The sequence below is a fragment of the Xanthomonas sp. DAR 35659 genome (assembly GCF_041242975.1).
GTDB classification, from domain to species: domain Bacteria; phylum Pseudomonadota; class Gammaproteobacteria; order Xanthomonadales; family Xanthomonadaceae; genus Xanthomonas_A; species Xanthomonas_A medicagonis.
Map to the genome: position 1 here is coordinate 2,847,270 of NZ_CP162488.1, position 23,630 is coordinate 2,870,899.

The following is a 23,630-nucleotide window of genomic DNA, read 5'->3' on the forward strand; positions in this document are numbered from 1 at the left end:
CCATGCGGAACGGTATCCTGCCACTCGCCACGCCGCAGCGGTGCATCGGCGTGCGGCAGCATTCCACCAGAGGGGGAGTACATGAGTCAGGAACGTCCGTGGTTGCAGAGTTATCCGGCCAACATTCCCGCCGAGATCGACGTCAACGAGTACCGATCCGTCGCCGCCGTCTTCGAAGCCTCCGTCGCCAAGTTCGGCGACCGCCCGGCCTACTGCAACTTCGGCAAGAGCCTGACCTACCGTGAGGCCGGCGAACTGGCCCGCCACTTCGCCGCCTACCTGCTGGGCGAACTGCAGCTCAAGAAGGGCGACCGCGTCGCCCTGATGATGCCCAACTGCCTGCAGTACCCGATCGCCACGTTCGGCGTGCTGCTGGCCGGCATGACCGTGGTCAACGTCAATCCGCTGTACACCCCGCGCGAACTGCGCCACCAGTTGATCGATTCCGGCGCCAGCGCCATCGTGGTCATCGACAACTTCGGCAAGACCGTGCAGGAAGTGCTGGCCGACACCCCGGTCAAGCAGGTCATCACCACCGGCCTGGGCGACATGCTCGGCTTCCCCAAGGGCGCGCTGGTCAACTTCGTGCTCAAGTACGTCAAGAAGCTGGTGCCGGACTACGACATCCCCAACGCGGTGCGCTTCCGCGACGCGCTCACCCTGGGCCGCCTGCGCACGCTGCCGCAACTGGACATCGAGCCGGACGACATCGCCTTCCTGCAGTACACCGGCGGCACCACCGGCGTGGCCAAGGGCGCGATGCTGACCCACCGCAACCTGGTGGCGAACATGCTGCAGGCCGGCGCCTGGATCTCGGCGACCGGCAAGCTGGAGGAAGGACGCGAAGTCATCATCACCGCGCTGCCGCTGTACCACATCTTCGCGCTGACCGCGAACGGCCTGGTGTTCATGAAGCTCGGCGGGCTCAACCACCTGATCAGCAATCCGCGCGACATGCCCGGCTTCGTCAAGGAACTGCAGAAGACCCGCTTCACCGCCTTCACCGGCGTCAACACCCTGTTCAACGGCCTGCTCAACACGCCCGGCTTCGACAAGGTGGATTTCTCCTCGCTGAAGTTCACCCTGGGCGGTGGCATGGCGGTGCAGCGCGCCGTGGCCGAACGCTGGAAGCAGGTGACCGGGGTGACCCTGGTCGAGGCCTATGGCCTGACCGAGACCTCGCCGGCGGCCTGCATCAACCCGCTGACGCTGACCGAGTACAACGGCGCCATCGGCCTGCCGATCCCCTCCACCGACGCCTGCGTCAAGGACGACCAGGGCCAGACCCTGACCCCCGGCGATGTCGGCGAACTGTGCATCAAGGGCCCGCAGGTGATGAAGGGCTACTGGCGCCGTCCGGAGGAAACCGCCACCGCGGTCGACGCCGACGGCTGGCTGCATACCGGCGACATGGCGCGGATGGATCCGCAGGGCTTCTTCTACATCGTCGATCGCAAGAAGGACATGATCCTGGTCTCGGGCTTCAACGTGTACCCGAACGAGGTCGAGGACGTGATCGCGATGATGCCCGGCGTGCTGGAAGTGGCCGCGGTCGGCGTTCCCGACGAGAAGTCCGGCGAAGTGGTCAAGGTGGTCATCGTCAAGAAGGACCCCAACCTCACCGCCGAGGACGTCAAGGCCCACGCCCGCGCCAACCTGACCGGCTACAAGCACCCGCGCATCGTGGAGTTCCGCAAGGAACTGCCCAAGACCAACGTCGGCAAGATCCTGCGTCGCGAACTGCGCGACAACGTCCCGGCAGCCTAGCCGCCGGCAAGCGCCCGGGCGCCGGCCAGGCGCCGGGCGCGGCCCGTTCCCGCCCGCGGATCGGGCCCGGCGACGTCGCCGTCGCCGGCGTTCGCCACAGGCGCCAGGCAGGCGCCAGGCCGCCCTTCCGCGGCCCGCAAACCCTCTGTTTACCTGGGTGTAGCATCGGCTCGCGCGCCGCGCCGTGCGGCGCGCGCATGCCCCCGCACCCTACCAGACCGAGGAAATCCCATGAACGTCGATAAGCGCTTTTTCGACCCCAGCTTCCCCACCATCCGCGTCGAGTCCAGCGTCGATGGCAACGTGCATTGGATGTTCATGCACCACGACGCCGCCGGCGGCGCCCGCCCCTGCTTTCGCGACGACCTGCTCGACGACATGTGGGCCTTCACCGACGCCATCACCCTCGGCGGCAGCGAGCCGCTCGGGCGCAGGCCGTTGCGGCACTTCGTGCTGGCCTCCGATGCGAACGTGTTCAACCTCGGCGGAGATCTGGAACTGTTCACCCAACTGATCCGCCTGCGCGACCGCGAACGCCTGCTCGCCTATGCCAAGCGTTGCGTGGAGGGGGTGCACACCCTGCACACCGGCCTGGGCGGCGACGTGCGCACCATCGCGCTGCTGCAGGGCGACGCCCTCGGCGGCGGCCTGGAGATGGCGCTGGCCTGCCACACCATCGTGGCCGAGGAAGGGATCGGCATGGGCTTGCCGGAAGTGCTGTTCGGCCTGTTCCCGGGCATGGGCGCGTACTCGTTCCTGTGCAAGCGCATGCCCGCGCAACTGGCGGAGAAGATCGTGCTGGAAGGCACCGTCTACAGCAGCGAGCAGATGCACGCGCTCGGGGTGGTCGATGTGCTGGTGCCCAAGGGCCAGGGCAAGACCGCGGTCGAGGAGCTGATCCGCACCCAGCGGCGCAGCAAGCTGTCGCATCTGGCGATGAACGCCGCACGCCGGATCTCGCAGCAGGTGCCGCTGTCGGAACTGATGGCGATCACCGAACTGTGGGTGGACACGGCGCTCGCGCTGGACGACAAGTCGCTGCGCATGATGGATCGCCTGGTGCGCGCCCAGACCCGGCGCGCGCAAGGCGTCGCCGCGCTCGCGTAAGGGTGTCGTCACCGGAGGGGGCCGGCCCGGCCGAACGCCGGGCTTTCCTCAGCGCAGCTCGTTGCCGTCCTGCTTGCCGCCCTGCAGCGCGCGCGCGTCCAGCACGGCCCGGCCCTCGGTCAGGCTCGCGTTGAGGGCCGCCAGGCAGTGCCGCCATTCGCTGCGCATCTGCCAATCGGGCATGCGCATCAGGTCGCCGCCGAGGCTGGCCATCTTCACCAGGCCGAGGTTGCTCGCCACGCCCTTCACCGCGTGCGCATGCTCGCGCAGCCGCTCCCAGTTCTCGGACTCGCCCGCCACCTGCATGCCGCCCAGGCAGCCGTCGGCGTCGTTGAGGCACTGGGAAATGAACTCGCGCTCGAAGCCCTCGCCCATGCCCAGCCCGGCCAGTTCGTCCAGCACGGCCGAATCCAGCACGCCTTCGGCGGCCGGCCGTGGCCGCGCCTGCGGCTCGGACGGACGCAGCCTGCCGTCGGTGGCGATGTCGGTCAGCGTGTCCAGCAGTTTCGACGCCACCACCGGCTTGGCCAGGAAGGTATGCGCGCCGGCCTGTTCGCAGCGCTGGATCGACTCGGGCGTGACGTCCGCGCTGAGCACCACCACCGGGGTCCGCTCGCGGCCCGCCTGCATGATCCGCAACTGCTTCAACATGTCCAGCCCGCTCATCCCGGGCATGTGCAGGTCGACGATGACCGCGTCGAACTCGGCGTCGGCCAGGGCATCGAGCACCGCTTCGGCCCCGTCCAGGCAGATCGCGCGATGCCCGGCCTTCTGCAGCAGCCGCTGCAGCACCATGCGGTTGGCGGCATGGTCGTCGGCCACCAGGATGCGCATGCTGCGGACCCGGGCGCGATGACGCAGGAACGGGTCGGTGAAGGCGATGATGTTGCCGCTCGACGGCAGCCGGTCCTCGGCCGGGCCGTCCGTGGCCTGGCTGGAGGACGGCGCCGCGGTCGCGGCCTCGAACGGCAGTTCGAACCAGAAGCGGCTGCCGCGGGGCGGGCTTTCCTGGTAGCCGATGCTGCCGCCCATCGCCTCGACCAGGCCCTTGGCGATCGTGGTGCCCAGCCCGGTGCCCTCGTACCGGCGCGACAGGCCCACATCGGCCTGTTCGAACGCCTCGAACAGGCGCGGACGCATCGCCGGCGGCACGCCGATGCCGGTATCGACGATGTCGAAACTCAGCCGGGACGGCTCGCCCGCCTCGTTGCGCTGCAGCCGCACGCGGATATCCACGCGCCCGATGTTGGTGAACTTGATCGCGTTGCCCGCCAAGTTCAGCAGGATCTGGCGCAAGTGCCCGGCATCGCCGCGCACGTGGTCGGGCACGTCGGCGGCGACCTCCAGGTGATAGCCCAGCGCCTTGGCGCGCGCCTGCGGCTGCAGGATCAGGCCGATCTGCGCCAGCGTTTCGCGCAACGAGAAATCGTGCTTCTCGGTGCGGATCTTGCCGGCCTCGATCGCGGAGATGTCCAGCACCTCCTCCACCAGCGACAGCAGGCTGCGCGCCGAAGCCTGGATGGTGCCGACGCATTCGCGTTGCTCGGCATCCAGCTTGGTGGTGGCCAGCACCTCGGTCATGCCCGACAGGCCGTTCAACGGCGTGCGGAACTCATGGCTCATGTTGGCCAGGAAGCGGCTCTTGGCTTCGCTGGCGCGGCGCGCCTCGGCGGTCGCCTGGGTCAATTGCCGCAACAGGCCCGACAGGTACATCGGGATCGCGATCAGCCCGGCCCACAGGCCGACGCTGAGCGTGATGTTTTGCCGCCAGTAGCCGTTGAGCAGGATCACGCAGCCGAAGCTGACGCAGGCGCTGACCACCGCGCCGATCAGATAGCGGTTTCCGTAGCGCAGGCCGTTGCCGACCGTGACCCACATGATGATGACGTACAGCCAGGCCAGCGGCTCTCCCTGCAGGATCATCGCCACCGTCATCAGGCCGTAGTCGGTGACCATGCCGACGATGCGGCGCGCGTCGGACTTGCCGGGCCACGCCAGGATCGCCGCGAACAGCCCCAGGCCGATCGCCACGCCGAGGCCGCTCATCAACACCGAGGTCAGGTACACGTCGGGCGCGAGATGGCCCAGGCGTTCGGCGACGGTCAGGCTGACGATCACGCCGAGGAAGATCGCCACCCGGATCAGCGTCTGCCCATGCTCGGTATCGGCGCGCTGCTGCAGACGGTTGCGGATCCAGTCCAGGCGCCGCTTCACGTCGCCACCCCCGGGCGCGCCGAGGCGTTGGAGAACTTCTCGCAGATCATGTGCAACTGCTCGCGGCCGCGGAACAGCGCATCCACGCAGCGCGGGTCGAACAGACGCCCGCGCTGGGCGTACAGATAGGCGAGCGTCGCATCCATGGTCCATGCTTCCTTGTAGGGACGCGGCGAGATCAGCGCGTCGAAGACATCGGCGACCGCGACGATCCGCGCTTCCAGCGGGATCGCCTCGCCGACCAGTCCATCGGGGTAACCGCTGCCATCGTAGCGCTCATGGTGGCGCAGCGCGATCAGCGCGCCCACCTGGATGAAGCGGTTCTGGCTGCCGCTGAGCAGTTCGTAGCCGATGCGCGGGTGCATGCGCATCACCGCCATCTCCTCCTCGCTGAGCTTGCCGGGCTTGAGCAGCACCGCGTCGGGAATGGCGATCTTGCCCATGTCGTGCAGGCTGGCCGCCATCTCGATGACCCGCACCTCGTCCTCGGACAGGCCCAGTTGCTCGGCGATCAGCCCGGCCACGTGCGCCATCCGCTCCAGGTAGGCGCTGGTGCCGACGTCGCGGTACTCGATGGCCCGCGCCAGCCGCGACAGGGTCTCGCGCTCGCGTTCCTCGACCTCGCGCATGCTCGCCAGCAGGCGCTGCTCCAGCGACATCGCGCGTTGCTTGATGTTCTCGCTCTGCAGGCGCAGCTGCAGCAGGTTGTGGCAGCGCGCGCGCAGTTCGCGCGGGCGGATCGGCTTGACCAGGAAATCGATCACGCCCGCTTCCAGCGCGGCCTGGCGGATCGGTTCGTCGCCGACCACGGTGATCAGGATGATCGGGATGTCGCGGTGCTTGGGCAGCCGGCGCAGCCGCCGCGCGAATTCCAGCCCGTCCATGCCCGGCATGCGGTAGTCGAGCAGCAACAGATCGACCTTGCCGGCTTCGCACCAGGCCAGCGCGGCCTGCGAATCGCCGAAGTCGCGCACGGTCAGTTCCGGCGCCACGTCCTCGATCACGTGGCGCAGCATCGTGCGCGCAGACGTCTGATCGTCGACGATGACGATATTCAAGCGATTGTCCGCCCCTTCCGCCCAGTCCGGGCGGTCCCCGCTGGAGGATATCCCGGACAGGCTCATGCTGGCATCTTGCATCTGCGACCCTCCCGCCACCCGCATCCGGGCTGCTGAGACAACAACGGAAACGCTCCGGTGCCGGCTACGCCGACCCGCTCGCCCCACTTGCCAACCGCCTGCCTGTCGCCATCCGTCGCAAGAGCCGCGCCAGGGCCGCGCGCCCGGCTAGATTAAGCCTCCGGACGCATGTACGGAAACAGCAGCACATCACGGATCGAACTGCTCCCGGTCAGCAACATTACCAGCCGGTCGATGCCGATGCCCAGCCCGCCGGTCGGCGGCAGCCCCACTTCCAGCGCCCGGATGTAGTCGGCGTCGAAGTGCATGGCCTCGTCGTCCCCTCCGTCCTTGGCCGCCACCTGGGCCTGGAACCGCGCCGCCTGGTCTTCCGGGTCGTTGAGCTCGGAGAAGCCGTTGGCGATCTCCTTGCCGTTGATGAACAGCTCGAAGCGGTCGGTATAGCCCGGCTCGGTGTCGCTGGAACGGGCCAGCGGCGACACCTCGACCGGGTGGTCGGTGATGAAGGTCGGCTGGATCAGGGTGTGCTCGACCGTGGCCTCGAAGATCTCCAGCAGCAGCTTGCCCCAGCCGTAGGACGGCTTGGTGCGGATCTTCAGCCGCTCGCAATGGCGCAGCAGGGCCTCGCGGTCGGTGCAGTCGGCGGCGCTGATCTCCGGGTTGTGGTGGCGCACCGCCTCGTCCATGCGCCAGCGGCGGAACGCCGGCGCCAGGTCGATGTCGGCGCCGTCCCAGTGCACCTGGGTGGTGCCCAGCACCTCGCGGGCGACGTCGCGGATGACGTTCTCGGTCAGGTCCATCACCTCGTGGTACGTGGCGTAGGCCTCGTACAACTCCATCATGGTGAATTCCGGATTGTGCCGGGTGCTGACGCCTTCGTTGCGGAAATTACGGTTGATTTCGTAGACCCGTTCCAGGCCGCCGACCACCAGCCGCTTCAGGTACAGCTCCGGGGCCACGCGCAGGTACAGATCCAGGTCCAGCGCGTTGTGGTGGGTGGTGAACGGCTTGGCCGTGGCGCCGCCGGGGATGTAGTGCATCATCGGCGTCTCCACTTCCAGGAAGCGGCGCGCGTCGAGCCAGGCGCGCATGGCGCGGATGATCTTGGAACGCTTGACGAACACCTCGCGCGCCTCCGGCGACACGATCAGGTCGACGTAGCGCTGGCGGTAGCGCTGCTCCACGTCCGACAGGCCGTGCCACTTGTCCGGCAGCGGCCGCAGCGCCTTGGTCAGCAGGCGCAGGCCGGTGGCCTTGATCGACAGCTCGCCGGTCTTGGTGCGGGTCAGCCCGCCCTCCACGCCGATGATGTCGCCGATGTCCCAGCCCTTGAACGCGTCGTAGGCCTCGCCCAGGGCGTTGGCCTGCAGGAACAGCTGGATGCGCCCGGACTCGTCCTGCAGTTGCGCGAAGCTGGCCTTGCCCATCACCCGCTTGGCCAGCAACCGCCCGGCCAGCGCCAGGCTGCGGCCTTCGGCCTCCAGCGCCTCGCCGGTCCAGCGTTCGGCGTCGGCGAACTCGGCCTGCAGGTCGCCGGCGAAATCGCGGCGGCGGAAATCGTTCGGATAGGCCACGCCCTGCGCACGCAGCGCTCCGAGCTTGGCGCGGCGTTCGGCGATGAGGCTGTTCTCGTCGGCGGGAAGGGACGGCGCGGGAGTCTGCTCGGTCATGGGGATGGCTACGCGGAAAGAAGGGAGAAGGATGCGGCGACAAGCGCGGGCCGCGCCGCGTGGCCGGCCTCCGCCGCGCTGGGCGGAGGCCGGCGGTTCAGGCGTCGCTGCGTTTGGCGCCGACTTCCAGGCCGGACTTGAGGCTGGCCTCGACGAACTCGTCCAGGTCGCCGTCCAGCACCTTCTGCGTGTCGGAACGCTCCACGCCGGTACGCAGGTCCTTGATCCGGCTCTGGTCGAGCACGTAGTTGCGGATCTGGCTGCCCCAGCCGATGTCGGACTTGGTCGCCTCGACCGCGTCGCGCTCGGCGTTGCGCTTCTGGATCTCCAGCTCGTACAGCTTGGCGGCCAGCATCTTCATCGCGTTGTCGCGGTTCTGGTGCTGGCTGCGCCCGGTTTGGCAGGCGACCACGATGCCGGTCGGCACGTGGGTGATGCGCACCGCCGACTCGGTCTTGTTGACGTGCTGGCCGCCGGCGCCGGAGGAGCGGTACACGTCGGTCTTGAGGTCGGCCGGGTTGATGTCGATGTCGATGTTGTCGTCCACTTCCGGCGACACGAACACCGAAGTGAAACTGGTGTGGCGGCGGTTGTCCGAGTCGAACGGCGACTTGCGCACCAGCCGGTGCACGCCGGTCTCGGTCTTCAGCCAGCCGTAGGCGAAGTCGCCCTCCACGCGCAGCGTGGCCGACTTGATGCCCGCCACTTCGCCGCCGGAGACTTCCATCAGCTCGGTCTTCCAGCCGCGCGACTCGCACCAGCGCAGGTACATGCGCAGCAGGATCTCGGCCCAGTCCTGGGCCTCGGTGCCGCCGGCGCCGGCCTGGATGTCGACGAAGGCGTTGCTGGCGTCCATCTGCCCGGAGAACATGCGCTGGAATTCCAGCTTCTCCACGTGCGCCTGGAAGCGATCGACATCGGCGCTCACCGCCAGCGCGGTGTCCTCGTCGTTCTCGCTCTCGGCCAGCTCCAGGAACTCCAGCGCCTCGTTCAGCCCGTCGAGCACGCTGGCGATGCCGCCGACGGTCTTCTCCAGGTTGGCGCGTTCGCGGCCCAGGCCCTGGGCGCGCTCGGGGTCGTTCCAGACATCGGGGCTTTCCAGCTCCCGGGTGACTTCCTCTAGACGCTCCTTCTTGGCGTCGTAGTCAAAGAAACCCCCGAAGCGACAGCACCCGATCGGACAGATCGGCGATGCGGTGGCGGATGGGATTGAGTTCGATCATGGCGGCATTCCGGCAAACAAGACCGCGATTCTAGCAATTCCGGCCGCCGCGCCACAGCGCGCGGCGCCACCACGCAGGCGGCGCGCCGCGCCGGCTCACTCGGCCGCGGCGGCGTCGCCCTCGCCGGCTACCGCGCGCAAGGCGGCGCGGTAGCGGCGGCTGCACGGCACATGGCTGCCGTCGCGCAGGTGCACGCGCGCCTCGCCGGCCTCCAGCGGCTCGATCGAGACCACGCACGCCAGGTTGACCATGTAGCTGCGGTGGATGCGCACGAACCGCGCAGGATCGAGCCTGGCTTCGATCGCCGCCATCGTGCTGCGCAACGGATAGTCGTGGCCGCGCACGCGCAGGTTGACGTAGTTGCCGCAGGCCTGCAGCCATTCGATATCGGCGGCGGCGACCAGGAACTCGCGGCCGAGCTTTCGCACCAGGAAGCGCTCCGGACGCTCCAGCGACTCCACCGGCGGGCCTTCGTCGGGCGCGCCGAGCAAGGCCGCCTCGCCCTGCCAGCGGCGCAGCAGGAAGCGGTACATCTCCACGCACAGCAGCATCGAGGCCAGGCTGCGCACGTCCTTCAGGTACTCGTAGGCCAGCCCCTGCGGCCACGGGCCGAAGTCGTAGTGCTCGCCCTGCAGCCGGTACACCACGCTGCGGATCGCGACCATGCCCAGCACGTGCAGCACCGACAGCGCGACGCTGCCCAGCAGATAGGCCGGCAGCCGGCGTCGCCAGTTGTCCCAGTGCAGCGGATAGCGCCGGGTCAACCATACCAGCAGCGGCACGATCAGCAGGAACACCAGGCCGCTGGACCATTCCCACAAGGCCGGCTCCCAGGCGGCGAAGTGCAGCCCGGTGCGGCGGATGTCCATCAGCACGGTGATGCTGTTGGCGGTGCCGTTGATCAGGGTCAGCGCGACCCAGAAACCGATCTCGAAGCTGCGTCGCCATGGCTGGAAACGGGCGTACATGCTGGTCGGCGATTCGGACATGCGGCGCAGTGTAGCGGCAGCGCCGCCCGTCGAGGCGGGCCGATTCGCGCGAGCTCCTACCGCGTGCATGCCCAGGCTCGCACTGCCCGTTGCAAAACAGCACCATGACCAAGCCCCTCTCCCATCGGGAGAGGGGTTGGGGTGAGGGTTCGGCGCGAAGCGACCCGCGGAGTCTGGCAACACGGAGGCGTCGCCTCGCTCACTCCTGCGGACAGCCTGCTACGGCAACCCAAGCCGCAGCCGTGCACACGACGCAGCGCGCGACCAGGCCACGACCGTCAACGCACCTCGAACTCGCCGACCAGGATCGTCTCCTTCTTGTCCTTCAGCCGCAGCGTCACCTGCTGGTCGCGCTGCGCGGCGCCGCCCCAGCCGGTGCTCAGTTGCAGATGCAAGGTGGTGGCGCCGGTGACCAACGGCTGGCGGTCGCCGAAGAAGTTCGCTTCCACCTTGTACTTGCCCGGCTTGGCCCGGCGCAGCGAGAACTCCTCCGGCCCGTAGCCGCCGGTGAAATCCTGCGACAGTTGCCCGCCCTGGTAGGTCGAACGGTGCGCGTAATAGCAGCGCTCGCCATTGGGATCGGTCACCCACAGATCCATGTCGCTGTTGTCGCTGTCCCAGTTCAACACCACGCGCAGGTCCAGCGGCAGGTTGCGCAGCAGGCGCGGATCGACGAACGCGGTCCGCAACGGGTGCGGCGACCGGGCCACGATCGCGTTCAACTCGTTCAAGGCGATCAGCGCCACGCCGTCGAAGCGCGGATCCCAATCGCGCGCGACCACTTCGTACAATTGCTCGATCGCGGCCTGCGCATCGCCGCGCGCGGCATAGGCCAGGCCCAGGTCGCGGAAGCTCTGCGGCTCCTCCTCGCCCAACCGCAGCACCTGTTCGAACACCGGCACCGCCAGGTCCGCCCTGCCCGCCTGCAGCAGGCGGTAGCCGAGCACGCGCAACACGTGGCGGTTCTCCAACTGCAGCTCGGCCAGGTTCGACAGCACGCGCAGCGCCAGTTCGGGCTGGCCGCGCTCGAACAGCACGTCGGCCACGTCCAGGTAGAACGCCACGCTGTCGGCATGCGCGGCGCGCTCGCTCAGGTACAGCGGGTAGACCGCATCCGGCGCGGCGGCGCGCAGGCGCCGGGCATAGGGCGAATCCGGTTGCCAGGGCTGCAATGCCAGGGAAATCGTGGTGGGGTCGGACCCGCCGGCAGACGCATCGGCGTTGGCCGCGACCGCGCCAGTGACGCTGACCCTCTCCAGTTCAGTGGACTCCGCCGACATCGGCGCAGCGGGTGCCGGCGGTGGCGCCATGGCCATCGCCGGCGCGGGCGGCGCAACGCCGTCCCGCTCCCGACGGGCGTCGCCCTCCCCGCGTTGCGGCTTGGGCTGCGGCGGCGCGTTTTTCGGAAACGTGCGCTGCCACCAGGCGATGCGCTGCGCGAAATCCTCGGCGACGCGGTCGATGCGCTGCGTGCGCTGCGCGTCCCGCTCCTGTCGGTGCCGCGCCTGCGCGCGTGCCACCGCCTCGCGCAGCGCCGGCGGCGGGGCGATGTCGTAGCGCACGTAGTCGTCCACGTTCTCCAGCACCAGCAGCGAGGTATCGGCGCTGACCAGGCCGAAGCGGCTGGCCAATTGCTGGCGGCGCGCGGCGTCGCCGAGCGGATCGGCGGCCAGGCGGCGCAGCATGGCCCGCGCCCAGGCACCGGGCACCAGCTCGCCCGGCACCGCGCTGGCGTCGCGCAACGGCAGACGCAGGCGACGCGTGCTGGCGGCGGTGGCGATCTCCAGTTGCAGCGTCGCATCGTCCGCGAGCAGGCGCCCGGCGATGCGCAGGTAACCGTCGTCGGCATAGCGCGAATCGGCGACCAGATCGGCGACGCCCTCGCCCTGCAACGTCACCAGTTCGCCGCCACGCTGCAGCAGCCGTTCGCTGGCCTGCTGCACGCCCTGCACGCCCTGCACCTCGATCAAACGGCCGCCACGCGCTTCCGCCGACGCCGCCAGGCGTGCCGTATCGGCATGGGCACCGGCCGAGGCGACCGCATACAGGCGCTGGTCCGGCGCCAGCGTCGGCAGGGCTTGCGCGCCGTAGTTGCCCAGGCCATCGCTGAACAGCAAATACTCCTGCACCTCCGCCGCCGGCCGCCAATCGCCCAAGGCGCTGGCGCCGTCCGGCTGCAGCCCCTGCAGCGTCGCCTTCAACGCGCTCCAGTCGCCAGCGCGCACCTGGAAACGGCGCGGCGCCTCGGCATGGTCGCGCAGCACGATCAGATCGACCTGCGCGTCGCCCAGCGCGGCGAAATAGCGCTGCAACAAGGCCAGTTCCGCGGGAATGTCGCGCTGCCGCGCCGAACCCGACGCATCCCACAGCAGGCCGATGCGCTGCGGCAACGGGCGCGCGCTGTGCAGGTCGGCAATGGGCAGCAGCGCCTGGAAATAGCGCTGGCCGTCGTGGCTGCCGACCGCGACGCGCGGATCGCTGCTCGCGTGCAACGACAGCGCCAGTTCCTTGGGCAGTTGCGCTGGCGTGCCCGACCACACCGCCGCATGCCCCGCGGGCGACGGCAGCAGGCGCAGGCCGGCAGGCAATGCCGCGGCGTCCACCGGTGCCGCCTGCGTGCTCAGCTCCAGGCGCAGCGTCTGCGCGCTTGCCGCGTACCCCAGCGGCAGCCGCCACTGCCAACCGGCGGCGGTGCGCGGCAACGACTCTCGATAGACCAGGCGCACGCGGCGGCTGCCGTGCGCGGGAATCGGATAGAGCCGCAATTGGAACTGATTGCCGGCGGTCTGCTCGACCAGGCCCGGGTCCACGCCACGCCGCTCGATCGCCTCGAACACCTGCCGCCCGCGCGCCTTCGGCACCGGCACCGCGTCGCGCATCTGCCCGTCGATGTCCAAGGCGAATCCGCTGATCTGCTGGCCATCGCGCAGCGGGAACGAAAGCTGCCCCTCCAGCACGCGCGCATTGGGGTTGAAGAACACCAGCTCCACCGTGGTTTCGGCCAGGCCGGCCGCGGCATGCGCGCTCACCGTCGCCGCGCGCAGTTCGACCGGGCGCTCGCCGGGATCCGTCTTCAGCAGCGGGGCGAGGAGGTGCCGCTGCGGCGCGGCGGTTTGGGCCAGGGCCGGCACGGCGGCGGCCGACAACAGCGAGAGCAACAGCAGGCACAGGCCTTTGCGCGCGAGGGACGGCATGGATCACTCCTTGATGGGCGGTACTGTTTGAACGTCCGGTGTGGCGCTGTGGGGTTGGTCGATTGCGAGCGGGGCATTGGTACCGAACTCTCTCCCGATGAGAGAGGGGCCCGGCTGCTTCCTTCTCCCGTCGGGAGAAGGTGCCCGAAGGGCGGATGAGGGTACGGGCGCAGCCTCGTGCACCTCAAACGCCGCGAGTCGCTTTCGCGCCGCACCCTCACCCCAACCCCTCTCCCGGGGGAGAGGGGCTAGCGGCCGTTCCCTTCTCCCCTCGGGACCATGGCCCCCTTTTCGGGGGAAGGTGCCCGAAGGGGCGGATGAGGGTACGGGCGCAGCCTCGTGCTACCCAACCTCCGCGAGTCGCTTTCGCGCCGCACCCTCACCCCAACCCCTCTCCCGACGGGAGAGGGGCTTATGGCAGGCTGCGGCAGTGCTCCACCACCAGTTGCACCGCCTCGCCGCCACGGTAGTCGTCGGCGACCAGGCGATAGGCGATGTGCACGCGGCGGCCGGGGTCGTCGCCGCGCCAGCCGTTGAAGTGGATCGCGTTCAGCGGCTCGTGGCGGCCGGCGCAGCGCAGGCTCAGCTTGAGGTGGCGCTCCTTCAGCACCCGCCACTGCACGACCTCGAATTCGCCGTCGAACAGCGGCTCGGGGAAGCCCTGCCCCCAGGGCCCGGCCAGACGCAGGGCCTCGGCATGGCGATGGTCCAGCTCGTGCGGGTCCAGTGCGCCGTCGCTGAGCAGTTCGGCCTGCAGCAGGCTCGCGTCCAGGCTGGCCAGCGCATGCTCGCGGAACAGTCGCTCGAATTCGGCCAGCGCATCCTGGCGCAGGCTCAGGCCGGCGGCCATCGCATGGCCGCCGAACTTGTCCATCAGCCCGGGGTGGCGCGCGTCCACCGCGGCCATCGCATCGCGGATGTGGAAGCCGGGAATCGAGCGCGCCGAGCCGCGCAGCAGCGCGCTGCCCGGCTCGGCCGGGGCGAAGGCGATCACCGGGCGGTGCAACCGGTCCTTCAGCTTGGAGGCGACCAGGCCGATCACGCCCGGGTGCCAGTCCGCGTCGAACAGGCACATCGCCACCGGCGGCTGCTCGGGCGCGACCAGCAACGCCCGCGCCACGCTGGCCTCGGCCTCGTCGGTCATCTGCTGCTGCACCGCGCGGCGCTCGGCGTTGATCTCCTCCAGCGTCGCGGCGATCTCCCGCGCCTGCTGCGGGTCCTCGCACAGCAACAGCTCGATGCCCAGGGCCATGTCCTCGAGCCGGCCGGCCGCGTTGAGCCGCGGCGCCAGCGCGAAGCCGATGTCGCTGGCGCTGAGCCGGGACGGATCGCGGCCGCTGGCGGCGATCAACGCGCGCAGGCCGACACAGCCGTCGCCGCGCTGCAGCCGGCGCAGTCCGGCCGCGACCAGCGCGCGGTTGTTGGCGTCCAGCGGCACCAGGTCGGCGACGGTGCCGACCGCGACCAGGTCCAGCAACACGGTCAGATCCGGCGCCTGCGCGGGGAACGCGCCTTGCGCGCGCAGGTGCTGGCGCAAGGCCAGCAACACGTAGAAGATCACGCCGACGCCGGCCAGCGCCTTGCTCGGGAACGCATCGCCGACCTGATTCGGATCGACGATGGCGTCGGCCGGCGGCAGCGCGCTGCCCGGCAGGTGATGGTCGGTGACCAGCACCTGCCAGCCCAGCGCCTTGGCCGCGGCGACGCCGGCATGGCAGGCGATGCCGTGGTCGACCGTGACCAGCAGGTCCGGTCGCAACGGCGCCAGTTCCGCGACCAGCGCAGGCGACAAGCCGTAGCCATGGACCATGCGGTTCGGCACCGCGTGCAACACCTGCGCGGCACCGAGCAGGCGCAGCCCGCGCACCGCCACCGCGCAGGCGGTGGCGCCATCGCAGTCGAAGTCGCCGACCACCAGGATGCGCTTGCCGGCGGCGATCGCCTCGGCCAGCAGCGCGACCGCCGCCTCGATGCCGCGCAACGCGTCCGGCGGCAGCAAGTGCGCTAGCTTCGGTTGCGCCAGGGTGGCGTCGTGGGCGCCGCGCGCGGTGTAGATGCGGCGCAGCAGCGGCGGGACCGTCTCCGCCCACGGCCCGCCATCGGCGGCCGGACGGCGGGTGATGCGCAACGCCGGGCTCATGCGTCCAGGCGCGACAACGGCCGCCGCCAGAACCGCCAGCGCTGGCCGCGATCGATGCGCAAGCGCACGCCGTCCTCGAAATCCAGCAGCAACTGCTGCAGTTCGCCGCGCTGCAGCGCCTCCAGCAGCGGCAGCATCACCTCGCCGACGAACTGCTCGGGCGCGCGCAACTGGCGCAGGTCGACCAGTGCGTCCACGCGCGGCGCCTGTTCGGCGTCGATCCCGGCGGCCAGCACCAGCGCGCGCAGCAGCGGCTCGCGGCTGCGCACCTGCGCATGCGCGGTGCTCACCGTGGCCGGCAGCGTGCCGCCGCCCCATAACCACAGCGAATTGATCGCCGGTTGCCCGCGCGCCACGCGTTCGCGGTTCCAGGGGTGCTGGTGCAGCACGACCTGGGTTTCGGTCAGCAGCGCCCGCCAGCGGCGCGCGTCCTCGCCCTGCGGCAGATGGTCGAACAGGTCGGCGCCGAGCACCTGCGCCGGCGCGGCGAACTCGGGCAGCACGCTGTCCGGCGCCAGGCGCAGATACCAGCGCGCCGGGTCGCTCGCCTCCAGCACCAGGCCGGTCTCGGCGAACACCTCCTGCAGCGCCGGCAGCAGCGCAGCCAGGTCGATGGCGTCGATGGCGAGCATGTCGCCGTGCGCCATCAGCCGCGCGCCCTGCATGTCCGGCACCACGTAGGCCGGATCGGCGCGCAGCCAGACGGCGTCGCCGGCGTCGCCGACGTCCAGTTGCCGGGTCAGCGCGGCGACCGGCCAGGTGCCCGGCGGCAGCGCGAAATGGCGGCGCAGCTGCGCTTCGCTACCGGGCTCGGCGCGTTCGCGCTCGGCGCGACCGAGCGCCCGCGCCACCTCGCCGCTCAGCGCCGGACCGGCCAGGCGGGCCCGCGCCGGCAACAGCAAGGTCGCAACGGCCACGGCGTCAGCCGATGTATTCGACGCTGACGATCTCGTACTCGCGGCGGCCGGCCGGGGCGTCGATGCTGACGCTGTCGCCTTCCAGCTTGCCGATCAACGCACGCGCCAGCGGCGAGGAGATCGCGATCAGGCCCAGCTTGATGTCCGCTTCCAGGTCGCCCACCAACTGGTACCGCTTCTCTTCGTCGGTCTCCACGTCGGCCAGGGTCACGGTGGCGCCGAACACCACCTTGCTGCCGACCGCCAGCTTGCTGATGTCGATGACCTCGGCATGCGACAGCTCGCTCTCCAACTGCTTGATGCGGCCTTCGATGAAGCCCTGTTGCTCGCGGGCGGCGTGGTACTCGGCATTCTCCTTGAGGTCGCCGTGCGCGCGCGCCTCGGCGATCGCGGCGATGACTTCCGGACGCTTGACCGACTTCAGGTGATCCAGTTCCTCGCGCAGCCGCTGCGCGCCTTGCATGGTGATCGGGGCTCTCACGCTTCCAGCTCCTTGTGCAGTTCCTGCAGCGCCCAGACCGGGCCGGTGCCGCGGAATTCCAATGAATGCACCAGCGCGCGGGCGCCGGCGACGGTGGTCGAATAGGTGACGCGCTGCTGCAGGGCTTCGCGCCGGATCGAGAACGAGTCGGAGATCGCCGCCCGGCCCTCGGTGGTGTTGACGATATACACGATTTCGCCGTTCTTGATCAGATCGACGATGTGCGGGCGGCCCTCGGCCACCTTGTTGATCTGGTCGCACTGCAGGCCGTGCTGTTGCAACCACGCGCAGGTGCCGCTGGTCGCCACCAGGGTGTAGCCGCGCTCGACCAGCGCCTGCGCCACCGGCAGCACGCGCTGCTTGTCCGGATCGCGCACCGACAGGAACGCCTTGCCCAGCGGCGGCGCCTTGATCCCGCCGGCTTCCTGCGCGCGCGCGAAGGCGGCGCCGAAGCTGCGGCCCACGCCCATCACCTCGCCGGTGGAGCGCATCTCCGGGCCGAGGATCGGATCGACGCCCTGGAACTTGGCGAACGGGAAGATCGCTTCCTTCACCGAGTAGTAGTCGGGCACGATCTCCTTCAGCGCGCCCTGCTCGGCCAGGGTCTTGCCGGCCATGCAGCGCGCGGCGATCTTGGCCAGCGCCATGCCGGTGGCCTTGGACACGAACGGCACGGTGCGCGAGGCGCGCGGGTTCACTTCCAGCAGGAACACGATGTCGTCGCCGGCCTCGTCCACCTGCACCGCGAACTGGGTGTTCATCAGCCCGACCACGTTCAGGCCCTTGGCCAGCATCACCACCTGGCGGCGCAGCTCGGCCTGGGTCTTGGCCGACAGCGAGTACGGCGGCAGCGAGCACGAGGAATCGCCCGAATGCACGCCGGCTTCCTCGATGTGCTCCATGACGCCGCCGATCAGCACCTGGCCGTCCTTGTCGGCGATGATGTCCACGTCCACTTCCACCGCGTTGTCGAGGAAGCGGTCCAGCAGCACCGGCGAATCGTTGGAGACCTTGACCGCGTCGCGCACGTAGCGCGCCAGGTCCGATTCGCCGTAGACGATCTCCATCGCGCGGCCGCCGAGCACGTAGCTCGGGCGCACCACCAGCGGATAGCCGATCTCGCGCGCCAGCACCAGCGCTTCCTCGGCGTTGCGCGCGATGCGGTTCGGCGGCTGCTTCAGGCCCAGCGTGTCGACCAGTTGCTGGAAGCGCTCGCGGTCCTCGGCCAGGTCGATCGAGTCCGGCGAAGTGCCGATCACCGGCACGCCGTTGGCTTCCAGCGCACGCGCCAGCTTCAGCGGGGTCTGCCCGCCGTACTGCACGATCACGCCCTTGGGCTGCTCCAGCTCGACGATCTCCAGCACGTCTTCCAGGGTCAGCGGCTCGAAGTACAGGCGGTCGGAGGTGTCGTAGTCGGTGGACACGGTCTCCGGGTTGCAGTTGACCATGATGGTCTCGTAGCCATCCTCGCGCAGGGCGAGCGCGGCGTGCACGCAGCAGTAGTCGAACTCGATGCCCTGGCCGATGCGGTTGGGGCCGCCGCCGAGGATCATGATCTTGTCGCGGTTGCTGGGCCTGGCCTCGCACTCGTCCTCGTAGGTCGAATACAGGTAGGCGGTGTCGGTGGCGAACTCGGCCGCGCACGAGTCCACCCGCTTGTACACCGGGCGCACCTTGTGCGCGCGGCGCAGCGCACGCACCGCCGCCTCGTTGGTGCCGGTCAACTGCGCCAGGCGCGCATCGGAGAACCCGGCACGCTTGAGCGTGCGCAGGCGCGCGGCGTCGAGCGCGCCCAGGCCGTCGGCGGCCAATTGCTTCTCCTGCGCGATCAGGTCCTCGATCTGGTCCAGGAACCACGGATCGATGAACGACAGCGCATGCACCTGCTCCACGCTCAGGCCGGCGCGGAACGCATCGGCCACGTAGAACAGCCGCTCCGGACCGGGCGCCTTCAGCTCGCGCTTGAGCGCGGCCAGGTCGTCCTCGCTGCCCAGGTCCAGGCCGGTCGGGTCGAGCCCGATCTTGCCGGTCTCCAGGCCGCGCAGCGCCTTCTGCAGCGATTCGGAGAAGGTGCGGCCCATCGCCATCACCTCGCCCACCGACTTCATCTGCGTGGTCAGGCGCGCATCGGCCTGCGGGAACTTCTCGAAGGCGAAGCGCGGGATCTTGGTGACCACGTAGTCGATCGACGGCTCGAACGAGGCCGGGGTCAGGCCGCCGGTGATTTCGTTCTTCAGTTCGTCCAGGGTGTAGCCGACCGCCAGCTTGGCCGCGACCTTGGCGATCGGGAAGCCGGTGGCCTTGGAGGCCAGCGCCGAGGAGCGCGACACGCGCGGGTTCATCTCGATCACCACCACGCGGCCGGTCTGCGCGTTGATGCCGAACTGCACGTTGGAGCCGCCGGTGTCCACGCCGATCTTGCGCAGCACCGCGATCGAGGCATCGCGCAGGCGCTGGTATTCCTTGTCGGTCAGGGTCTGCGCCGGGGCCACGGTGATCGAGTCGCCGGTGTGCACGCCCATCGGGTCCAGGTTCTCGATCGAGCAGACGATGATGCAGTTGTCCGCGGTGTCGCGGACCACTTCCATCTCGAACTCCTTCCAGCCCAGCACCGACTCCTCGACCAGCACTTCGCTGGTCGGCGACAGTTCCAGGCCGCGGGTCACGATCTCGATCAGTTCCTCGCGGTTGTAGGCGATGCCGCCGCCGCTGCCGCCGAGGGTGAAGCTGGGACGGATGATGGTCGGATAGCCGACCCGGGTCTGGATCTCCAGCGCTTCCTCGAGGGTGTGCGCCACCGCCGCCTTCGGGCATTCCAGGCCGATCTCGCCCATCGCCACGCGGAACAGCTCGCGGTCCTCGGCCATCATGATCGCTTCGCGCTTGGCGCCGATCAGTTCCACGCCGTACTTCTCCAGCACGCCGTGGTCGGCCAGGTCCAGCGCGCAGTTCAGCGCGGTCTGCCCGCCCATGGTCGGCAGCAGCGCATCGGGCTTTTCCTTGGCGATGATCTTCTCGACCGTCTGCCAGTTGATCGGCTCGATGTACACGGCATCGGCCATGTTCGGGTCGGTCATGATCGTGGCCGGGTTGCTGTTGACCAGCACCACGCGGTAGCCCTCGTCGCGCAGCGCCTTGCACGCCTGCGCGCCGGAGTAGTCGAACTCGCAGGCCTGGCCGATGACGATCGGGCCGGCGCCGATGATGAGGATGGTTTTGAGGTCGGTGCGCTTGGGCATGGGGATTCTCAGTAAAGGCGGTCCTGCCACGCCGCGGGGGCGCGCCAGGTGATCTGGTCGGGCGATCGGGCATCGATCGCGCCATGGTCGACCGCGGCGCGAACCTCGCGCTGCATCGCGGCCCAGCTGGGAGCGGCGGCGCCGATGCGCGCGCCGATCCGGTTGTTGTGGGCGTCCATCGCCCGGCTCGCATTGCCGTGTCCGTCGCGCTCCATCACCGCCGTCACCCAGTCCACGCAACGCGGCGACAAGGTGTAGGCGACGATGGCGCTGGCCAGGCTGTGCCGGTACGCGTCGGCCGGGCCATTGCGCCCGCCCGGCAGGCCGGCGCCCAGCCACTGCGCGTACACCGCCACCAGCACGAAGGCCGGATACGCGGCCAGCACCAGCAACGCCGTGGCGACCCACCGCCAGCGGCGGGTCCGCAACGGCATGGCCGGCGCCGCGTGCATCAGGCGGCGGCCGCCATCAGCGCGACGAAGCGGTCGAACAGCGGCGCCACGTCGCGCGGGCCCGGCGAGGCTTCCGGGTGGCCCTGGAAGCTGAAGGCCGGCGCGTCGGTCAGTTCGATGCCCTGGTTGGTGCCGTCGAACAGCGAGCGGTGGGTGACGCGGACGTTGCCCGGCAGCGTGGCCTCATCGACCGCGAAGCCGTGGTTCTGCGAGGTGATCATCACCCGGCCGCTGTCCAGGTCCTGCACCGGGTGATTGGCGCCGTGATGGCCATGGCCCATCTTCAGCGTCTGCGCGCCGGCGGCCAGCGCCAGCAACTGGTGGCCCAGGCAGATGCCGAAGGTCGGGATCTTCCGAGACACGAATTCCTTGATCGCGGCGATCGCGTAGTCGCACGGCGCCGGATCGCCCGGACCGTTGGACAGGAACACGCCGTCCGGCCGCATCGCCAGCACGTCCGCGGCCGGCGTCTGCGCCGGCACCACGGTGACCTCGCAGCCGCGCTCGGCGAGCATGCGCAGGATGTTGAGCTTCACCCCGTAGTCGTAGGCGACGACCTTGTAGCGGGGCGTGGCCTGGGCGAAGGCATTGCTGTTGAGGTCGAGCTGGCCGTCGCGCCAGGGATAGGCCTTGTCGGTGGAGACCACCTTGGCCAGGTCCATGCCCTTGAGTCCGGGGAACTTGCGCGCCGCTTCCAGCGCGGTGTCCACGTCGATCTCGCCGGCCATCAGTGCGCCGTTCTGGGCGCCCTTCTCGCGCAGGATGCGGGTCAGCTTGCGGGTGTCGATGCCGGCGATGGCGACCACGCCGCGCTGCATCAGCCAGTCCGGCAGCGCCACCTGATTGCGCCAGTTGCTGGGGCGGCGCGGCACGTCGCGCACGATCAGGCCGGCCGACCAGACCTGGGCGGCCTCGTCGTCCTGGTCGGTGCAGCCGGTGTTGCCGATATGGGGATACGTCAGGGTGACCAATTGGCGGGCGTAGGACGGATCGGTCACGATCTCCTGGTAGCCGGTCATCGCGGTGTTGAACACCACTTCGCCGACGGACAGGCCAGTGGCGCCTACGGATTCGCCCTCGAACACGGTGCCGTCTTCAAGGACAAGGATTGCGGGTTGAGTCACGGGGTTCGCCTTGGGGAGAGAGGAACCCTGCCCCACCAACTTGCAGGCTGCAAGAAACCGCGAACTCGGCGCTTCTCCGGGTCCGTGGCGATGGGTAACAGGCGAGCGAGAATTGTACCGGCGCGGACCTGTCCGCGCCAGACGTTTGTGTGAAAGCGCCGTTCAGCCGAGCAGGTCGCGCAGCCGGTAGGCCCCGGGCGCACGCCCCGGCAGACGCGCGGCGGCATGCAACGCGCCGCGGGCGAAGATGTCGCGGTTGCTGGCGCGGTGCACCAGTTCCACCCGCTCGCCGAGTCCGGCGAACTGCACCAGGTGCTCGCCGACGATGTCGCCGGCGCGCAGGCTGGCATAGCGCGGCTGCGCCCCGCCCTGCGCGGCGGCCTCGCCCAGGGTCAGCGCGGTGCCGGAGGGCGCGTCCTGCTTGTGCACGTGGTGCGACTCGACGATGTCGCAGTCCCAGCCCGGCAGCGCCGCGGCGGCGCGTTCCACCAGGTCGTTCAGCACCGCCACGCCGAGGCTGAAGTTCGACGCCCAAATCAGCGGGATGCGTGCGGCCGCCTCGGCCAGCGCCTGCCGCTGCGCGGCGTCCAGGCCGGTGGTGCCGGACACCAGCGCCGCGCCGCGCGCCACGCACAGCGCCAGCACCGGGTCGAAGCCTTGCGGCAGGCTGAAATCGATCGCGACGTCGAACGCCGGCACACCAGCGAGTTCGCTCGCGGCGAAGTACGGCACGCCGTCGACGACGCGCTGCGCCGGCGCCCGCCGGACCACGGCGCAGGCGACCTGCAACGTGGACTCCTGCGCGGCCAGCCGCAACAACGCCTGGCCCATGCGGCCGGACGCACCATGAATCAACACACGCACGGGGGAAGTCGTCATCGCGCAAGGCTAGCGGTTTGTGGCGGCGGGGGACAGGGGGATGGGCGTCAGGCATTGGCCGACGAAGCCGTTCAAGCGGCGCTGCATCCGAAGTGGAACGTGCTGTCATTCAATCGTTGCTGCGGATGGCCAAGCCGCCTGCGGCCGTCACCCCCAACCACGGGCGATCCGCATGCTGCGAACGCTGTGGGAGGGACATCAGTCCCGACTGTCTCCGTAGCCGGAAGGTCTACCGCTTCGTTTGTCGCGGCTGAAGCCGCTCCTACAGGGGCGGCGGCGGACCTGCAGGCATTGCAGGAGAGGCTTGAGTCACGACCTTGATCCACGATGCGAGCCCATCGCGCAGTCGGTGCGGCGGCGAGTCGCGAGCGCCTACTCGGCCGCAGGCTGCCCGAGCAGGCGCTTGTCCCAGTTCTCGACCGCGCGCTGGGCCAGGCGTCGCTCGAACAGCACGCGCCAGTTCGGCACCAGCGGCAACGCCAGCACCTGCTCCAACTGTGCGGGGTCCACCTCGCGCCGGTACAACAGCGCGATCAACCTCGCCAATGACCAGGCCGGATAGGGTCGCTCAAGTAATGTCAGGCGATCGCCGGCGGCGACGTCGCCGGGCTGCAGCACCCGGTAGTACCAACCGGTGCGGCCGCTTTCCTGCACGCGCCGCGCCAGCGCGGCCACGCCGAAGCGATCGGACAGCTTCCAGCACGGCTGACGCGACTGCGACACCTCGACCAGTGCCGTGCCCAGCCGCAGCCGGTCGCCCAGGCACAGGCCGGCCTCGGTGGCGCCATGCGTGCTGAGGTTCTCGCCGAACGCGCCGGGCGCGTCGAGCAAGGCGTGCGCACCCAGTTCCTGGCGCCAGGCGGCGTAGTGGTCGCGCGGATAGTGGTGCAGCGCCTTGTCCGGGCCGCCATGCACGCGGCGGTCGCCCTGCTCGTCCAGTTCCAGGCCTTCATGGCCGATGCGCAGCGACCCGGGTACCGGTTGCTTGGCGATGGCGCTGCGGCTGCCGGGCCGGGTGAAGTCCTGTGCGCGGCCGACCAGCACCGCCTCCACGTGCAGGTCCAGCGTGGGCAACGCTGTCACGCGCCTTCGCCC

General features: G+C 69.7%; 16 protein-coding genes. 2 read left to right on the forward strand and 14 right to left on the reverse strand.

The features are described 5' to 3' along the window. Nucleotides 1–81: 81 nt before the first annotated feature. Both AB3X07_RS11955 and AB3X07_RS11960 read left to right on the forward strand, forming a co-directional pair. Nucleotides 82–1,767: a long-chain fatty acid--CoA ligase gene (locus AB3X07_RS11955; RefSeq protein WP_369938834.1), complete on the forward strand. Its 1,686-nt coding sequence runs from the start codon at nt 82–84 to the stop codon at nt 1,765–1,767. 231 nt (nt 1,768–1,998) lie between these two features. Beyond that, a complete protein-coding gene (locus tag AB3X07_RS11960) occupies nt 1,999–2,874 on the forward strand; it encodes a crotonase/enoyl-CoA hydratase family protein (RefSeq protein WP_369938835.1) in 876 nt (291 codons plus the stop codon). Nucleotides 2,875–2,922: 48 nt separating this feature from the next. Here the strand turns inward: AB3X07_RS11960 and AB3X07_RS11965 are convergent, their stop codons facing one another. The 14 genes from AB3X07_RS11965 to AB3X07_RS12030 form a co-directional block, all read right to left on the reverse strand. After that, nucleotides 2,923–5,088, reverse strand: a complete 2,166-nt coding sequence (locus AB3X07_RS11965) for an ATP-binding protein (protein ID WP_369938836.1) — start codon at nt 5,086–5,088, stop codon at nt 2,923–2,925. Then, on the reverse strand, nt 5,085–6,227 hold the full coding sequence (locus tag AB3X07_RS11970) for an HD domain-containing phosphohydrolase (RefSeq protein ID WP_369938837.1): 1,143 nt from the start codon (nt 6,225–6,227) through the stop codon (nt 5,085–5,087). Before AB3X07_RS11970 ends, AB3X07_RS11965 begins: the two co-directional genes overlap by 4 nt. Nucleotides 6,228–6,379: 152 nt before the next feature. Beyond that, nucleotides 6,380–7,897: a lysine--tRNA ligase gene (lysS, locus tag AB3X07_RS11975; protein WP_369938838.1), complete on the reverse strand. Its 1,518-nt coding sequence runs from the start codon at nt 7,895–7,897 to the stop codon at nt 6,380–6,382. 97 nt (nt 7,898–7,994) lie between these two features. Beyond that, nucleotides 7,995–9,120, reverse strand: a protein-coding gene (gene prfB / locus AB3X07_RS11980; RefSeq protein WP_369938839.1) for a peptide chain release factor 2 whose coding sequence is annotated in 2 segments (ribosomal slippage) — nt 7,995–9,044 and nt 9,046–9,120 — 1,125 coding nt in all. Because the reading frame shifts where the segments join, the coding sequence is not laid out codon by codon here. Nucleotides 9,121–9,215: 95 nt separating this feature from the next. Next, on the reverse strand, nt 9,216–10,109 hold the full coding sequence (locus tag AB3X07_RS11985; RefSeq protein ID WP_369938840.1) for a LytTR family DNA-binding domain-containing protein: 894 nt from the start codon (nt 10,107–10,109) through the stop codon (nt 9,216–9,218). A gap of 278 nt (nt 10,110–10,387) precedes the next feature. Further along, entirely contained in the window at nt 10,388–13,303 is a 2,916-nt protein-coding gene (locus AB3X07_RS11990; RefSeq protein ID WP_369938841.1) for a VIT domain-containing protein, read from the reverse strand. Between the two features lie 412 nt (nt 13,304–13,715). Continuing rightward, nucleotides 13,716–15,443, reverse strand: coding sequence for a single-stranded-DNA-specific exonuclease RecJ (gene recJ / locus AB3X07_RS11995; protein ID WP_369938842.1), 1,728 nt, complete (start codon nt 15,441–15,443; stop codon nt 13,716–13,718). Next, nucleotides 15,440–16,360 carry a phosphoglycerate mutase gene (locus AB3X07_RS12000; RefSeq protein WP_369938843.1) on the reverse strand — a complete coding sequence of 307 codons (921 nt, stop codon included), beginning with the start codon at nt 16,358–16,360 and terminating at the stop codon, nt 15,440–15,442. Before AB3X07_RS12000 ends, recJ begins: the two co-directional genes overlap by 4 nt. 4 nt (nt 16,361–16,364) lie before the next feature. After that, nucleotides 16,365–16,829, reverse strand: a complete 465-nt coding sequence (gene greA / locus AB3X07_RS12005; RefSeq protein ID WP_369944739.1) for a transcription elongation factor GreA — start codon at nt 16,827–16,829, stop codon at nt 16,365–16,367. 8 nt (nt 16,830–16,837) lie between these two features. Beyond that, entirely contained in the window at nt 16,838–20,080 is a 3,243-nt protein-coding gene (carB, locus tag AB3X07_RS12010) for a carbamoyl-phosphate synthase large subunit (protein WP_369938844.1), read from the reverse strand. A gap of 8 nt (nt 20,081–20,088) precedes the next feature. Beyond that, complete coding sequence (locus AB3X07_RS12015) at nt 20,089–20,532, reverse strand: DUF6973 domain-containing protein (protein ID WP_369938845.1); 444 nt, start codon at nt 20,530–20,532, stop codon at nt 20,089–20,091. Continuing rightward, a complete protein-coding gene (gene carA / locus AB3X07_RS12020) occupies nt 20,532–21,656 on the reverse strand; it encodes a glutamine-hydrolyzing carbamoyl-phosphate synthase small subunit (RefSeq protein WP_369938846.1) in 1,125 nt (374 codons plus the stop codon). Before carA ends, AB3X07_RS12015 begins: the two co-directional genes overlap by 1 nt. Nucleotides 21,657–21,818: 162 nt before the next feature. Next, complete coding sequence (gene dapB / locus AB3X07_RS12025; protein ID WP_369938847.1) at nt 21,819–22,535, reverse strand: 4-hydroxy-tetrahydrodipicolinate reductase; 717 nt, start codon at nt 22,533–22,535, stop codon at nt 21,819–21,821. Nucleotides 22,536–22,907: 372 nt separating this feature from the next. After that, nucleotides 22,908–23,618, reverse strand: coding sequence for an MOSC domain-containing protein (locus tag AB3X07_RS12030; RefSeq protein WP_369938848.1), 711 nt, complete (start codon nt 23,616–23,618; stop codon nt 22,908–22,910). Between the last annotated feature and the right edge of the window lie 12 nt (nt 23,619–23,630).

Coding starts and splice junctions, on each gene's coding strand:
- AB3X07_RS11955 (WP_369938834.1), top strand. CDS start 82: ATGAGTCAGGAACGTCCGTGGTTGCAGAGTTATCCGGCCAACATTCCC.
- AB3X07_RS11960 (WP_369938835.1), top strand. CDS start 1,999: ATGAACGTCGATAAGCGCTTTTTCGACCCCAGCTTCCCCACCATCCGC.
- AB3X07_RS11970 (WP_369938837.1), bottom strand. CDS start 6,227: ATGCAAGATGCCAGCATGAGCCTGTCCGGGATATCCTCCAGCGGGGAC.
- lysS (WP_369938838.1), bottom strand. CDS start 7,897: ATGACCGAGCAGACTCCCGCGCCGTCCCTTCCCGCCGACGAGAACAGC.
- AB3X07_RS11985 (WP_369938840.1), bottom strand. CDS start 10,109: ATGTCCGAATCGCCGACCAGCATGTACGCCCGTTTCCAGCCATGGCGA.
- AB3X07_RS11990 (WP_369938841.1), bottom strand. CDS start 13,303: ATGCCGTCCCTCGCGCGCAAAGGCCTGTGCCTGCTGTTGCTCTCGCTG.
- recJ (WP_369938842.1), bottom strand. CDS start 15,443: ATGAGCCCGGCGTTGCGCATCACCCGCCGTCCGGCCGCCGATGGCGGG.
- carB (WP_369938844.1), bottom strand. CDS start 20,080: ATGCCCAAGCGCACCGACCTCAAAACCATCCTCATCATCGGCGCCGGC.
- AB3X07_RS12015 (WP_369938845.1), bottom strand. CDS start 20,532: ATGCACGCGGCGCCGGCCATGCCGTTGCGGACCCGCCGCTGGCGGTGG.
- dapB (WP_369938847.1), bottom strand. CDS start 22,535: ATGACGACTTCCCCCGTGCGTGTGTTGATTCATGGTGCGTCCGGCCGC.